Source organism: Clostridium ljungdahlii DSM 13528 (genome assembly GCF_000143685.1).
Classification (GTDB): Bacteria; Bacillota; Clostridia; order Clostridiales; family Clostridiaceae; genus Clostridium_B; species Clostridium_B ljungdahlii.
Genome location: NC_014328.1, coordinates 372063 through 386877, shown reverse-complemented (window position 1 = coordinate 386877; position 14815 = coordinate 372063). Strand labels below are relative to the sequence as shown.

General features: G+C 32.6%; 17 protein-coding genes. All 17 read right to left on the bottom strand.

Features of this window, described 5'->3' with window-relative positions:
* Nucleotides 1-99: 99 nt before the first annotated feature.
* Complete coding sequence (locus CLJU_RS22535; RefSeq protein ID WP_167317020.1) at nt 100-237, bottom strand: SHOCT domain-containing protein; 138 nt, start codon at nt 235-237, stop codon at nt 100-102.
* A gap of 12 nt (nt 238-249) precedes the next feature.
* Nucleotides 250-510, bottom strand: coding sequence for a phage holin (locus CLJU_RS21530; protein WP_013237057.1), 261 nt, complete (start codon nt 508-510; stop codon nt 250-252).
* A 15-nt stretch (nt 511-525) separates the two neighbouring features.
* Complete coding sequence (locus tag CLJU_RS01825; RefSeq protein ID WP_013237056.1) at nt 526-1215, bottom strand: N-acetylmuramoyl-L-alanine amidase; 690 nt, start codon at nt 1213-1215, stop codon at nt 526-528.
* A 14-nt stretch (nt 1216-1229) separates the two neighbouring features.
* The gene (locus tag CLJU_RS01820) at nt 1230-1658 is read right to left on the bottom strand and encodes a hypothetical protein (RefSeq protein ID WP_013237055.1); all 429 of its coding nucleotides are present in this window, start codon (nt 1656-1658) and stop codon (nt 1230-1232) included.
* Nucleotides 1659-1722: 64 nt separating this feature from the next.
* Nucleotides 1723-3075, bottom strand: a complete 1353-nt coding sequence (locus CLJU_RS01815; protein ID WP_013237054.1) for a hypothetical protein — start codon at nt 3073-3075, stop codon at nt 1723-1725.
* 125 nt (nt 3076-3200) lie between these two features.
* The gene (locus CLJU_RS01810; RefSeq protein ID WP_013237053.1) at nt 3201-4127 is read right to left on the bottom strand and encodes a DUF475 domain-containing protein; all 927 of its coding nucleotides are present in this window, start codon (nt 4125-4127) and stop codon (nt 3201-3203) included.
* 182 nt (nt 4128-4309) lie between these two features.
* On the bottom strand, nt 4310-5437 hold the full coding sequence (locus CLJU_RS01805) for a hypothetical protein (RefSeq protein ID WP_013237052.1): 1128 nt from the start codon (nt 5435-5437) through the stop codon (nt 4310-4312).
* A 1-nt stretch (nt 5438) separates the two neighbouring features.
* Nucleotides 5439-7292, bottom strand: coding sequence for a phage tail spike protein (locus CLJU_RS01800; protein ID WP_013237051.1), 1854 nt, complete (start codon nt 7290-7292; stop codon nt 5439-5441).
* Nucleotides 7293-7400: 108 nt separating this feature from the next.
* A complete protein-coding gene (locus tag CLJU_RS01795; RefSeq protein ID WP_013237050.1) occupies nt 7401-8228 on the bottom strand; it encodes an RpnC/YadD family protein in 828 nt (275 codons plus the stop codon).
* Between the two features lie 78 nt (nt 8229-8306).
* The gene (locus CLJU_RS01790; RefSeq protein WP_013237049.1) at nt 8307-9014 is read right to left on the bottom strand and encodes a distal tail protein Dit; all 708 of its coding nucleotides are present in this window, start codon (nt 9012-9014) and stop codon (nt 8307-8309) included.
* Between the two features lies 1 nt (nt 9015).
* Nucleotides 9016-11781, bottom strand: coding sequence for a phage tail tape measure protein (locus CLJU_RS01785; RefSeq protein WP_013237048.1), 2766 nt, complete (start codon nt 11779-11781; stop codon nt 9016-9018).
* A gap of 201 nt (nt 11782-11982) precedes the next feature.
* Nucleotides 11983-12267, bottom strand: a complete 285-nt coding sequence (gpG, locus tag CLJU_RS01780) for a phage tail assembly chaperone G (RefSeq protein WP_013237047.1) — start codon at nt 12265-12267, stop codon at nt 11983-11985.
* Between the two features lie 46 nt (nt 12268-12313).
* Nucleotides 12314-13144 (bottom strand): major tail protein, encoded by an 831-nt coding sequence (locus CLJU_RS01775; RefSeq protein ID WP_013237046.1) that lies wholly within the window; start codon nt 13142-13144, stop codon nt 12314-12316.
* A gap of 17 nt (nt 13145-13161) precedes the next feature.
* A complete protein-coding gene (locus tag CLJU_RS01770) occupies nt 13162-13485 on the bottom strand; it encodes a hypothetical protein (RefSeq protein ID WP_013237045.1) in 324 nt (107 codons plus the stop codon).
* Nucleotides 13482-13862: an HK97-gp10 family putative phage morphogenesis protein gene (locus tag CLJU_RS01765; protein WP_013237044.1), complete on the bottom strand. Its 381-nt coding sequence runs from the start codon at nt 13860-13862 to the stop codon at nt 13482-13484. Before CLJU_RS01765 ends, CLJU_RS01770 begins: the two co-directional genes overlap by 4 nt.
* A complete protein-coding gene (locus tag CLJU_RS01760; protein ID WP_013237043.1) occupies nt 13855-14181 on the bottom strand; it encodes a phage head closure protein in 327 nt (108 codons plus the stop codon). Before CLJU_RS01760 ends, CLJU_RS01765 begins: the two co-directional genes overlap by 8 nt.
* A complete protein-coding gene (locus CLJU_RS01755) occupies nt 14178-14750 on the bottom strand; it encodes a head-tail connector protein (protein WP_013237042.1) in 573 nt (190 codons plus the stop codon). Before CLJU_RS01755 ends, CLJU_RS01760 begins: the two co-directional genes overlap by 4 nt.
* Nucleotides 14751-14815: the final 65 nt, after the last annotated feature.

The following is a 14815-nucleotide window of genomic DNA, read 5'->3' as shown; positions in this document are numbered from 1 at the left end:
CTCTACTCCTGCCTCAAAGCAAGTAATTTAAATTGTGCAAACATATAATAAAAGTGAAAAAATTAAGAGCTTGAACTGTTATAGTCCAAGCCCTGTTTTTTATTTGTTAAATGATTTTTTATTTTCTATATCTATATTTATAAACTCATCTTCTGTTATAAGTTTTTCTTTTAAAAGTTCTTTTAGTATTGATTTACTGACTAGATATTCTACTGAATTATTTTCAACAGTGAACATTCATACCACCTCTTAAAGACTTTCTTTATTAGTAGGATCATTAAATATGCCAAAGGCAGTAAGTACTGCAAATATAAGTGTTGTCAATTCTTTATAACTTTCTTCTGTAAGTCCTATAGTTGCTAAAAGTCCATAAGTTTTCAAAATAAAAAGCAGTAGGGCTGCTACAGCTACCCATGCTGCTTTACTTTTAAATCTATTTTGTTTTTGACCGCTGTCGTTTACAGCTTTAGTATTTTTATTATCAGTCTGTGTCTGATTGTTATTTTCCATTCTAATTCTCCCCTTCTATTCAATATAATCTGCACATACAAAACCACCATGGTCACCAAAGTATATAGACCACCAGTTTCCTACTTTTATATCAAGTCTTACCCTTTGTCCCCTTTCAAGCTGTCCTATTACTTTATAATTAGTTCCTGCACCACTTCTTACATTAAGTACACTTGCTGTTACAGTTCCATAGGTTAAATTACTGTTATTTTTTACTTGACTAGATGCGCTGGAAGAAAGTCTACTTTTGAAGTTCCACCATCTTTCCCAGTTATTATGACTCATGCTTTCAGGACATATCTTTCTGCTGGCATCATAATGCCTTACAACTCTATCAATAGATATGCTGTATTTTTGCATAAGGAATTTTACTAAATCTACTGCATTACTTACAGCCTTTTCATAGTTGCAATCACAATTTACACAAATTTCAACTCCAATAGAATTATGATTTGTTATACCATACCTTCCTCTACCATCTCCACAGTGCCAGGAAGCATTATAGTCCTGGACCAGCTGGACTATTTCCTTATCATCTACAAAATAATGGGCTGAAGACTGCCTGTCTCCTCCATTAAAATATCTATAGTGTGCTTCTGCATCTGCGCCTCTATCAGTATTTGCAGTATCATGAACAACAATATATTTAATGTTATTCCCGGATGAAAAGTTAAATTTAATAAGTTTCTTTATTATTGGCAACATAAGCTTTTACCTCCCTATTTTAAAATTTTTGATATTATAAATATTGCTATCTGGGTAATTACAACTAACATTATTGTTTTTGTAGTGTCATCCCATTTCTTGGCCGGTTTATCCTCTACTACTTTTATCCTGGCAGACAGCTCTTTCATATCAATTTTTAGAGTTTCTATAAGTGCACTGCCTGGAGGATGTCTTTCAAAATCATCTATTTTATCTGCTATTACTTTTACGCTATCTTTTATTTCATTTAAAATATTAAATATCATAGATACCCTTTCCTCATTTTTGTCCCCCTGCCTTTCTAAGGCTCCCACCCTATCCTGAAGTTTTAAAGTAATATCATAAACCTTTTTCTCCGATTCCTTTAAATCTTTTTCTAAACCCTCAATCTTATTTTTTAGATTTTCAATTTGCACACAATCTTTACAGTTCTTATCCTCCAATTTTTCACCTTCTTTCCTTCAAAAAATAAAAAAAGACATCCTATATTAAAGATATCTAATACTCCTAGTGAGCTGGCATATCCAGTGGATATACATAATCACAGGTAAAATCATATTGAATTTTCATAGTATTTGTTGGTGTTTTGGTTATTGCTTCAGGCAGAAGAGTATGTGCCGAAGCTGGAACAATATACTGCTGTTTTAATTCTCCATAACTTCTATCACTGTACGTGAACATAGTAGAAGTATCTTCATCCCAAACAATACTTTCATAATCTGTAGAGCTAAAATCTGATGTACCATAAACTGCTGCATCATTATTTAATTGCAGACAAGTTCCATAATTTATTATTGTCCACAATTTATTGCCTGGTATTTTAGTTAAAGTAATACCTCCGGAACTCCCTGCATATATCTGAGTTTTATCAGCAAAAGTACCGTCTTTATTATACTTTGCAATGCAACTCTTATAATTGGAATTTGAACCGGATGAATCAGTACACCCATTATAAGTTATATAGACATAAGCATCATTTACTGCTATATCATAATAATGTACCCCAGAAACAAGATCTCCCGGAATAGCGGCACTCTTTGGATAGGATTCTACTACAGCAAAATTTTTATCCAGCTTTTTAAAAGATCCATCACTTATAAGTATCCAGAAGTTTGTACCATCATAGTCTACAGCTCTTGCTGATGCTGGCAGTATTATATCACTTTTTTTAACACAAGTAACCTTGTCATATACATATAAAGTTGTTGAATTGATTTTCAATACATAAAGATTAGTTTCATCCGTACATAAATTATAATCAGGTAAATAGTTTCCGCTGCCTCCCGTTTCCAATGTTTTTTTAGTATACATTGAATTTATTCTAGGACTTTGTGCACTGCTATCAATTCCATTACCACCTGTCCAATATATACTTTTAAAAGTTCCATTGGCAGCATTGGTTGGAAAGTCTATTACATAATGCCTCGTGCTAGTAGACCTTGTTGTTTCAGAACTATTTACGCTGCCCCTTAAATTATCACTGCCGCTATAAGGGTACAGGCTGTCTGCATATCCTATAATACTTCCCCAGGTCCAGTAATCATAAGGATCTTCTGCTATATCTCCTGTAGTTAAAACCATTATTCTAAATGGATAAGTTACATATACATCATTTAGTACTTTTTCCTGCATATTGTCCAGCATAGGGTAATAAAATCCATCAAGATAAGCCATATTCCCAAATACAGCAGATATCCTATTTTCACTTTTAGCTTCGTAGGTCTGTTTTCCTGTAAGTGAATCATAAAGCTTAACTGTGGCAATACCTGTGAATGGCATTATCAGCTTTTTCTTTAATACTTCTATTTTTGTTCCTTTTATTAAGTCTTTACTATAAGCCAAGCTTTGTTTATAGGACATAAAGTTCCCCCTTTCTATTTATTCTTTAATGCAAAAAGCCTATACCATTATAGGTACAGACTTTAGTTATATAATAAAAAATTTGTGTATTCAAACTAATGAGATATTAACATATATTTTAATTTTTACGACAGATTTTTTTCAGCATAAATCTTTGATTTAAAGAAAAAGAATATTATTATTAAAATCGTAAGCAAAGGTGAAATGTATTCAGGTACTTCAACATGAAACCCTTCAAGAACCATAACAATGCCTAAACATAGTATCGAGTACATAGCACCATTTTTAAGATAAATATATTTTTTAATTTTCTCTATACTTCCCATTGTAATCTTTCTAACAACAATAGCCCCTAAACCATTTCCCAATATAATTAATGGAATTGACATTGTAAATGCAAATGCCCCTAAAACTCCATCAATTGAAAATGTAGTATCTATTATCTCCAAGTACAATATTTTACTTATATCTGACATTTCGCTAGTATTATTAAGCAACTTTTTCTCATTTTCTTCTGCATTTTTTTTAAATCCATCAGTTATAAAAAATGCAGATGATCCGATTACAGCTGACAAAGCAAGTACTGGATTGTATTTTAAAGCTACTGCTACAATACCAACTAAAATAACTGAAACAACAGCATAAAACCAAGTACCATTTTTTAAGAAGAATTCTTCAGTTGCAAGTCCTAAATGCTTATCTTCAATAAATAACCAATGAAGAAACAAGAATACAAGAAATACTCCGCCTCCAAGCATAAGTATAGGCGTTGAATATTCTATAGATTCTATTATATGTGGATCATTTGAGAAAGTTGCAGTTAATGCTCCAATAGGACCAAGGGAACGATTTGTAGCCCATACAATAACCCAAGGCAATAATCCTCTTACTATAAATACCGCAAATAATATTCCATATAATAAGAACCATTTTTTTGCCTTTTCAGACATGGTTGATAAAACTTCAGCGTTTATTACAGCATTGTCTATACTTGAAACTACCTCAAATAAACATAGTCCTATTATGATCAAAATAATTGATATAATTCCCATAAAAATTAATCCTTTCAAATAAAAAATTTAGTTTTTAAATAAGTAATCATATTATTATTATTTACTTTCTTTTTTTATATATTTACCTTTTAAGCTTTAATAATATAAATTTGCGATTGTGTCTTAACTAATTTTAGTATATCATGGAATTTAAGTAAATTAAATCATTGGAGTTTTATAACCTAATTTGTATTATAGTTAACCCTTATCTGCTTTAATTTTAAAACATCTGTACTCGCTGCAACTTCCATATACCAAGCAAATTTCATCTTTTTATTTGAAACTCCAAGTGTTGCCCATTGTGCTTCAGTAATTCCTTGAAACACTGAAGCAGACATCCCTTTACTTTTCACATCCTGCATATTTGTTATATCTACTAATGTCCATGAACTTCCATTCCACGCTTTCCATGAAATTCCGCTATCTATACTTACTATAAAAACTATAATTCCGCTGCCTGTGTTATCTACAGTCACTACTGAATTCATAATATCTTTTATATATGCCTCGCTAAATAAAATATCATCCTTCATATTAACTATTACAGGTTTAGGCTTAATTACCTGAGTTATTCTTGGTGTAGGCAATTCAGCTGAAGGTGACCATATTTTTAAGATTGGTGAAGCAGCTATTATTCCTGTTCTTTCTTTGTGATATATATCATCACCATAAATCTTAAACTTATCTGATGTCAGTGGCAATTCTGAAACTTTAACATAATTTGAAGATGTAGTATCCCAATGTTTAATATCAGTCCCATCTACTATAAGATATTTTATATCAGTCTGAATATAGGAACCTTCTTGGACAGTGTAGGATTTTCCTTGATCCTGCTGCGGAATAAAAGCATAGGATTTATTACCTTCAAGAGTTAAAGCAGTAGTCCCTAGTGCAGGATTTTCAAAAGAATTTGTGCCTGTATTAGGTATCTTTTCAATAACAAGTACCATAGCATTATCATTAAATAATATAAGCTCCCATACCAAATTAAGAGTTCCCCAGGTGCTGTAACTTTGATGACCTTCCCACCTTATTCTAAACGTAGGTTTATCATTTACTGTTTCTTTAGCATAATAAATATTATCCGCTCCTGCATCCCTTCTATTTATTTTAAGCTGTTCACTTGAGCCAGTAAATCCAATCCACGAATTACCACTGCTATTGATTGTAGTTCTACAGTTTATACCATTATAAAAAAAATCAAATCCTATGTCCGGGAACTCAACTGTAGTATCATCATTATGAGTACTTATTGAAGTCATGCCACTATTTCCTTTTGGAGAAATTATGTTTGTACTATATACTCCCACATCATTTCACCTCCAGTTTTTCAATACTTGCAAACCTACTGCTGTCTAACAGTTGAAAACTATACATCTTTCCTGCATCTATACTTTCATCAACTGCTGTACCTTCATAAACTGTTTTAAAATAAAGTCCATCATCTAAAATTAAAACATTATCATCTATTGAATATTTATATTTATATTGTGGAGTAAGATATAAGATTTCGCCTAGCTTTTTAATTGAAATTTCATGATTTGTACTCATCTGCTTACCACTGCTAATTGCTGCTGTATCTGCTGTTTTGTGAACACCTAAGACTGAAGTCAAAGGATTCTGCAATTCTGTTTTTACATAATTACTCTTCACTTTACTCAAATATAACCCATTTATATTTACAAGTTTCTGTTTCTCAAAACATTCTGCGTGTGGATGCTCTGCACTTAAACCTCCTTGAAGATTTCTTCCATCAATCATACATTGAAGATTAAACATAGGTATATTTACTGTACCTGTATCTACTTTTAGAAACACTGCTACATAATGTGCTCCTTGCTGAACTTGTGGAATTCCAAGCGGTATACCTATAACGTTATCCCCTTGCTGTAATTTCTGTTTTGGAGTAAATGGAATATCTTTGTTATCTAATTGAATTTCTATTGTTATTGTGCATGAACTGGTGGCTGTGCAGTACATAGTAAAATTCATAGATAAGTTTGTATCTGCAACTGCTGTTATTCCTAAATATACTGGCTCAATTGATGCCGTTCCTACAGTTAAAGCTGCTGGATTCGCATAATAAAGCATTGAGCTAAAAGATTCAGATACTTTATTCCCAAGTTCATCTAATGTGGTCTTAATATTTGCTGTATCTAGCTGATTTAATATACTGTCTTTTGGCTGTCCAAGTTCAATTTTAATATTTACACAATTTAAAATATCCTTCGTTATCTTAATTACAGGTACTTTTACATCAATATTAAAATCTTTATGCCTTACTATAATCGAATCTCCTATATTAACGGTTTGAAGATGCTTATATTTCTCATATTCTTTCGTTTTGCTGAGTTCTATAAAATCCACATCAATATTTACCCTGCTTAAACCTATTACACTTGCAGCTTCTTTTGCAAGTGCTCTTAGAGTAACTTCATCTTCAGCATCTTTAAATTCAACTTTCTTTATAATAGGAAAAGGTGGATATGCATCACTATTCCAGTTGGGGACACTAATATATTTTTCAGTAAGTTTTATACAATTTTTTCCTACAGGATAAAGCTTGGTTACGACACTTGTGGTATCTATATTAAATTTTAGACCAGCTATATTTTTGCCCTGTGCAATCAATACTCCTGCATCTTTTCCTATGGATTTCAATATTTTAATATCAAAGTTATCTCTTTTTAGTTCGCCGCAGCCCCATATATTTATTATTGAAAATATGGCTTCTACAGGATTCTTTTCTTCAACCTCAATTGTATTTGCAGTTATAATATCACTGTCTGCTGTATATATAGTTATCAAATCTCCTACTAAAGATTTCTCCAAAGCTGTTTTTACACTGCAGTTTTCAGCTTTCATACTTTCTATAAAATAATAGGAAAGGTCATAGAAGATATGCTTTGCCCATACCTTAATTACATTTTTGCCATCACTGCTTTTCTCTACTTTATATATTCTAAAAAGCTGACCATCTGCCTTGATAATATTCCACTCCACTATATACTTTGATTTCTTAGAATTAGCAGAATACTCTAGCTCTAAAGAATAATCGCCATTTAGTTCTTCAGTAATATAACAGCTTATGGCTTCACTTAAAATTCCAAGACCATTATTATCAAAGTTTCCTTTAGTAGTTTTCTTATCGTAGATGCATATCATTCTATTACCTCCCTTCTATCTAATTTGGGGTAATAAAAAAACTAGCTTACTATAATCATAATAAGCTAATTTAATGTAAAAAATTTTTTTATTGTATTTATAATTATTCTATTTTAGTACTTTTCTTATCAACTCAATTTCATCAATGTCTAAGTCTGTTAATTCCTTTATTGTTTCATTATCCATGCCCTTTTTTATTGCTCTCTTGACTATCTCTATAGTTTTTTCTTTTTTTCCTTCATCTTTTCCTTTTTCCATACCCTCATTTATTAAGCTTTTACCGAGTTCAGTCATTCTCAGTTCCTCCTTTACTCTCTCTAAATCTTTTCCGCTTAAAAATTTACTTGCAAAAGCATATAGTATTGATTCCACGTCATACTTATAGTCATTGTTTATATCTTTTACTACGTTTATAGCATTAATTATCTTGTCTACTGTACCTATCTTTCCACCCATAATAGGAGTGAATGTTAAAGATATTATATCCTGTTTCGTAATATCATTACCCGATTTTATTTTTTCTACAATATCATTATAGATTTTATCTCCATCTTTATCAGCCATAGATATAGAATTCACTTTGTATTCATTTATTCCTATTTTTAAAGTATTCGCTGGATTTTTTATGTTGCCTGAATAAACAACATATGTAACTGCATCTTTTCCAGTCTGATGACTTAATAATGCTTCATAGGCTCTAAACCTTCTTAAATCTGCTTTTCCTTTATTAGTCGTCTGGAACTCAAAATGTATAAAAGTGTCATCTTCCATTAGGAAAGTGTAGTCCATAAACATATTTTTAGTTTCTAAAACTACTAATTCTGTTGGTCCTAATTCCTTAACTTTCTTGTTTATACCGAAGAATTTTAATCCTTCCTCTGCAAAAATATCCATTGCTCTTTTCATAATCAAATCTTCATAGTTTGTAGGCTTCATTAGTTCACCTTCCTAGCTTTTTATTATACCTCTATTTTAATTCATTAGTATCAATACTTCAATTAAAAGTAAATTTTTTTATAACCACTGCCAGTTTGGTAAAAGCTCTACTTTAGTAACATTTCCACTCCATTCTATAATATTTTCACCGGGCTTCATTTTTAAGAATTCACCTGACATAATTCCATTTAAATTGTTTCCCACATCATCATAGCAGTCTTGTATAACTGAATTTACTATAACTTTTTCAGCTATACCTTTAAGACTTATCTGCTGTCCATTTATTTTAAATACTATATCACCCGAGCCATAAATACTTATTACAGGATCACTTTCAATAGTCCCTGGATTAGTTACTTTTGCACCTGAAGCATTTATAGTCTCTATATTATTCTCTACTGCATACTTAAATGGTCTGCAGTTAAATATTATAGGAAACTCGCTAAAATATTTATAAACCTGTTTAAAATCAATAGAATTTACTACCTGAGCAATATATTTTTTATCTGGCTGAAAACTGAATGTCAAATCACTTTCACCTGCTTCAAAAAGCCAAACTGCTATATCATCAATTTTATCTGCAAGATTTTCTCCATCCTTTACTGAACACTCAACCGTTAGTGTTATATCATCATAGGTCTTTTCATCAAACCTTAAATTAGAATTTCTTCCGGGAATATTTATTATATTTACTCTGCGTTTAGGAGAAGGAATATTAGGTCTTTGAGATATTAAAATGCCATAATCATCATAACTGTTCCTGCCAGCAAAGTTAAAACTAAGCACATTAAACTCCTCCCTTTCCCATAGAAATTTTCTGTCTATAAAATTCTAATTCATATGCAAGCTGTTCTATATCTTTTTCAGTGTAGTTATTAAAATTCTCTATATGCAAAATAATTCCGTTTCTATTATTTAGATTTTCATTTTCCTTTAAATTATTATATGGCACTGCTATTTCTCCTATATTAGAGTTCACTTTCATATCTAAGGACAATCCATTTACAGCTTCAGCAACAATGTGTTTACTCTTATTTATTCCTTCAGCTAAACCAGCCATAAAATCTGGCATCCATTTTTCATAGTCGGTAAGTGGTCCTTCATCCGGAACTGAAAAGTGAAGATAACTTCTTATTTTAGCTGCTAATGCACTTACTGCATCTTCAACTCTGCCTACAGCAGATCTTATACCATTTACAATTCCATTTACAAAGTCTGCTCCATAGCTCCATGCCCTGCCCGGCAAACTTGCCAGATAATTTAATGCATTATTAATACCACTTTCTATGGAATTTCTTACACTTCCTATAGTACTATTTACTCCATCCCTCATTCTTGTAAACATACTTGATCCATAACTATAAAGCTTGCCCGGAAGTTCTGAAAACCAAGTTAAAATAGAATTCCATATATTAAGCACTGTCTCTTTTATGTTATTGCAAAGGTTTATTACAGTTTCTTTAAGTTTAGTCCAAGCACTTATAGCTGTATTTTTTATGGTTTCCCATATATTCGTTAGCGCTGTTTTTATATTATTCCATATATTCTCTATATCTGATTTTAGCTTTGTAAAATTTCCTGTAACTACATCAAGGATTATAAGTACGGCACCTAGAACAACATTCTTTATAATATCCCAGGTATTTTTAAATATGGTCTTATAAAAATTTAAAGCCGGCTCTAGAAAGCTCTTTATACTATTAAGGCCACTGCTTATAGTACTTTTTAAGTTTTCCCAGGCAGTTAGTGTTGCAGTTTTTACATTTTCCCAGGTATTAGTGATAGATGTTTTGATTCCTTGAAAAACAGTTGTAAGTTTAAGCCATAAATCATTTGCCCCCTGCTTAATGGTATCCCAGTGCTTATAAATTTCATATCCGGCAAGTACAGCTATTCCTATACCAATTACCCATGGATTAAAAATTGTACCTAAAATTTTTGACATTCCTCCGAGATTAGCAATAGCAGTTGATACTGTGCCAAATGCTTTTGATATGTTACCTATTGCAGCTATTAAATTACCTATGCTAACTAATGCCGGTCCAATTACTATTGCTATTCCAGCCATAACTAACGCAAATTGCTGTTCTGCCGGACTTAACTCAGAAAACTTATTAGCCAATTCTGTTATGCCATCAGCTATTACCTTAATATGTGGTGCCAGGCTTTGTTCTATCTTTATTCCTGCAGTTTCAAGAGATCCTTTCATCTGCTCTATTGAGCCTTTAAGATTATTCTGCATGGTACCGGCCATTTTCTTTGCAGCTCCATCACTTGCTTTAAAACTATTGGTAAGATCATCTAACTGTTTAGGACCGGCCTGTATCAAAGTAAGCATACCTGACATAGTTTCCTGCCCAAATATAGTTGCTATGGCATTTTGTTTTTCTTCATCTGAAAGCCCTTTCATACTATTTTGTAAATTAGCTACTATTTGTGACAATGAAAACATCTTACCTTGATTATCAAAGGCATGAAAACCAAGCTGTTCCATTAATACAGCTGCTTCTTTTGATGGACTTGCAAGTCTGGTTAATGCTCCTCTTAAAGTAGTTCCTGCTGTTTCACCTTTAATACCTGCATTACTCATTATACCTATAGCTGCACTTACTTCTTCTATGTTTAATCCAAGTGCATGAGCTGGAGGTGCTGCATATTTTAATGCCGAACCCATATCCGATATTCCGGCATTGGTGGCACTAGCTGCCTGTGCTAGTACATCTGCTACATGTCCTGACTGACCTGCTTCAAGTCCAAAACCTCTAAGGGCAGAAGCCGCAACATCAGAGGCTTCTGATATTTCTACACCTCCTGCCGCAGCTAAATCAAGCATCCCCGGCATAGCTTCCATAATTTCATTTGTATTAAAACCTGCTGAAGCCAAATTTTCCATACCTTCTGCTGCCTGACCCGCTGAAAATGCAGTGTCTGCACCAAGCTTCAATGCAAGGTCATTTAATTTTTTAAAATCACTTCCGGTAGCACCGCTTATAGCACTAACCCTGCTCATTTGTGCTTCAAAATCCATTCCTGTTTTTACAGCAGCGGTACCTATTCCAATCAAAGGTGTGGTTATTCCTAACGTTAGCTTTTGACCTACACCGGATATTGACTGACCTATTGGCTTTATCTTATTTCCAAGGGTATCAAAACTTTTTCCAAGAGTACCCCATTTGCTGATTTGCAGTTCTATTTCTTTATTTGCCTTAGAAAGTTCATTCTCCATCTGTGAGAGAGCTTGTTTAGCCTTATTTAATTTTATCTCAAGGTCTTGTGTTGCTTTAGTGTCTTTCCCTTTAGTCTCGGCACTTTTAGTATAAGCTTGTTCTAAAGTTCCAACCTTTTGTTTTTGGAGTTCTAATTGTTTAGTTAGACTTTCTGACTTTAATTTAAGTCCTTCAAGTCCTTTGGCATTTTCTCCAAGAGCTGCAGTATTAGCTTTAAACTCACTGTCAAGAACTCTAAGATTTCTATTTATACTGCTTATACCATTTTGAAAGCCTGAACTATCTAAACCTATTTTTACCGCTAAACTTCCAAGTTCCTCTGCCACTCTCTCACCTTCTTTACAATATATTTAAAACGGCATCTAAGTTCTGCTTGTATTTCTTATTTGCCCTGTAAATTAAGATATCAAAGTAAAAAAATATATCCATTTCATCAACATCGTTTAGTGTCCATCCCTGCTCTAAAAGCTTAGAATAAATCCCCTTTATAAAATCAAGCGGAGACAGCTTTTCATCACTACCTCCGCTTACTTGTTTGGGAATTCCTTTAACTTGTTTCCTAGATTTCCTACTATACCATTTATACTATTATTGAGAGTTTCTATAAGTTTATCTGCATCCAGTCCATCATAAAAATTATCTCTGGTAAATTTATTACCATATAGCTCCACTATAAAATCCACAAGTCCATCTAAATCTTTTGTCTTCATGTTGCTAAAATCTATATTTTCATTAATTTCAATAGCCTTTCTAAGCATCCTTGTTTTAACTTTAGGCATTACATAAGTTTTATTGTTCAATACTATCTCCATACTTGTTTCCTCCTAGGAATTAAAATGACTCTTCTAAATTTTTAAATTAACCTGCAGTATATGCTAAAGTTGAACTTAATACTAATCCCGCTGATCTGCCAGCTTCTGCATCTGCCTTTACCCTTACCTGTACTTTTCCTGCATCATAAGCACTATTCCCAACATTTTGTGGATTTTCTGTTACTGCTAACCATGTTACTCCTCCATCTGTGCTGTACTCATAATCTGATGCATTATCATATCCGCTAACATTAGTCCATCCAAAAGTATTAGCTGTATCATCCTGTACTGGATTCGTTGGTGCGGCTGGTATAATCACTGGTTTATACACACTGCCAAACCATGCGGCTCCACCTGTAAATCCACTATCTTCATCAGCTGTATATTTCCACTTACCATCCGTTCTTGTAACAAATGTACCTTTAATTTTAGGTGTCTGAAATTTTGTTTTGTCCTCCTGCGATGAATGTTCTTCTTCCGGTTCACTAAATTTGCCTTTAAGAAGCCATACATATCTATACTTGGCATTAGCTTTTTTAATTTTAAAGCCTACAGCAACATATGGTGCTGAATCCTGAACATCAGAACACATAACTTTAGTTGCTGAATCAATCGTATGTCCAAGAAGTGCCGCCTGTACTTCAAGTGGTAGATCCTGTGTCTCAATTTCTACATCTATCTCACCTAATGATGTAGCTGTTTCTACAGCTTTGTTATCAGCATACAGCGTATCTGAATTGCTCTTTGGACTTATTTTTACATTTATTGCTGGTGAAATCAAAGCCGGCGTACCATAAATTGAAGCAATTTCATCTGTTAAAATTGCATAGACTAAATTTTCTACTCCTATAGGAGCACTGTTTACTATTTCTGACATAGACCATTACCTCCTTTTTAATCAGATAAATACGAAAATCTGAGTACTTTGTGATATATTTTAGTATCATCCTCAAATAAATCAGCCGCAGAAGTTCTCATAAACCCTGCGGCCTTCATATTATTTTTTACTTTTTCTACAAGCTCTGTATAATCATCTTTACTCCATACATCTATCTGAATATAATATCCTATAGCTTTTTCTTCATTATCAGCATACTGCTCACCCTGTTCTAAATAATTAAAAAAGGTTATATAGGTATTTTCTTTTCCTTTATATTTTTGAAATGAAACAGGTACATTGAGAGGTTTTAAAGCTTCTACTACTAATTTGTTTATCACTTTAATCCTCCCTTTAGAGTTTCAGCTATAATTCCTTTTATATCATCTATATTTTTTTCATAAGCAGGTTGCAGGAAAGGATGTGCTGCTCTCTTACTGGTTCCAAACTCAATAAATTTTCCATAAAATATTTCTGAATTGTCTCCCTTATCTACACCTACAAGAATGTATTTTATTCCCTCTTTCTTTTTTACATTGGTTATCTTAAGACCTTTTTTAAGTTTTCCGGTTCTTACAGGGACATTTGTCTTCGCATCTTCAAGTACAGGCTCTGCTGCATTTTTTAATGCTTTATTTTCAAGCCTTCCTACATTTGAACCTATTTGCTGAAGTTTGTTTAATATTTCATCAACACCTGTAAGTTCTATATTAGCCACTATTCTCAACCTCCAAAGCCTTTATTTCTATATATTTGTTTCTATATTTAATATTATCTATGAAAGTTATATTGTACTGTTTATCTTGAAATAATATCCTCATATCATCTGTTATGCCCTGTAAATATCTTATAGTGAACTTAACAGTTTTCTCTGCCTGCACAGCTGCGGCTGCAAAATATTCTCTTCCTATCAAATTTGATACCGCTGCCCAAACAGTTGAGTAATCCTCCCATACCTCAACTTCAAATCCATTTTCATTTGTAGTTGCTGTAAGTTTTTGAAAGATTATTTTGTTTTTCAATTCCTCCGTTCTCATACTGGTATCACTCTATTCATACTTAATAATGAGTTTCTTGCTTCTTCAATTTTTGTTCTTTCATCCGGTTTATAATCATCATAAAGAAGTCTCATGTGAAGAACCATTGCCCATTTAACTGTTTCAGGTACATTTTCTGGTTTGTCCCCAAAGCCAGCTGTAAATCTCACCCTTACAGCATTAGCAGTTTGTAATGCTATTGTTGGCCATAATTTACAGTATCCAAGAACTATTCTATTAACAAAACTATCTGTATCAACAATATAATTACTTGAATCAAATATATATTCCCGTCCACCTGAATCATAGTATTTTACACTTTCTACACTTTGAACTGGTGAACAGTTTTTAAATGAAATATAATTATCATTTGGAAAAGAATCTAATACCATTTCTAAAGTCTGGGTAATGTATTTTCTGTTTTGAAAATCCTCACAAAATTCTCTAGCCTGCCTGATCATGCTGAGTAAAATAATATCATCATCACTTCCAGTTACTCTTAAATGCTGTTTTGCTTCCTCCAAAGTTATAGGTTCAACTGCTGGTGGTGTTATAATTTTTAAAGCCATAAAATCACCCCAAAAACAAAAGAGCCTAGATGGCTCTCAAAATCTAATTACCTAATATCTAATTT

What these genes read in the sequence shown, in the direction of transcription:
- CLJU_RS01800 (WP_013237051.1), bottom strand. Translation starts at nt 7,292, where the DNA reads ATGATATGCATCTACGATAAGAAAACTACTAAAGGAAACTTTGATAAT.
- CLJU_RS01825 (WP_013237056.1), bottom strand. Translation starts at nt 1,215, where the DNA reads ATGTTGCCAATAATAAAGAAACTTATTAAATTTAACTTTTCATCCGGG.
- CLJU_RS01815 (WP_013237054.1), bottom strand. Translation starts at nt 3,075, where the DNA reads ATGTCCTATAAACAAAGCTTGGCTTATAGTAAAGACTTAATAAAAGGA.
- CLJU_RS22535 (WP_167317020.1), bottom strand. Translation starts at nt 237, where the DNA reads ATGTTCACTGTTGAAAATAATTCAGTAGAATATCTAGTCAGTAAATCA.
- CLJU_RS01810 (WP_013237053.1), bottom strand. Translation starts at nt 4,127, where the DNA reads ATGGGAATTATATCAATTATTTTGATCATAATAGGACTATGTTTATTT.
- gpG (WP_013237047.1), bottom strand. Translation starts at nt 12,267, where the DNA reads ATGGAGATAGTATTGAACAATAAAACTTATGTAATGCCTAAAGTTAAA.
- CLJU_RS01775 (WP_013237046.1), bottom strand. Translation starts at nt 13,144, where the DNA reads ATGTCAGAAATAGTAAACAGTGCTCCTATAGGAGTAGAAAATTTAGTC.
- CLJU_RS01755 (WP_013237042.1), bottom strand. Translation starts at nt 14,750, where the DNA reads ATGGCTTTAAAAATTATAACACCACCAGCAGTTGAACCTATAACTTTG.
- CLJU_RS01795 (WP_013237050.1), bottom strand. Translation starts at nt 8,228, where the DNA reads ATGAAGCCTACAAACTATGAAGATTTGATTATGAAAAGAGCAATGGAT.
- CLJU_RS01760 (WP_013237043.1), bottom strand. Translation starts at nt 14,181, where the DNA reads ATGAGAACGGAGGAATTGAAAAACAAAATAATCTTTCAAAAACTTACA.
- CLJU_RS21530 (WP_013237057.1), bottom strand. Translation starts at nt 510, where the DNA reads ATGGAAAATAACAATCAGACACAGACTGATAATAAAAATACTAAAGCT.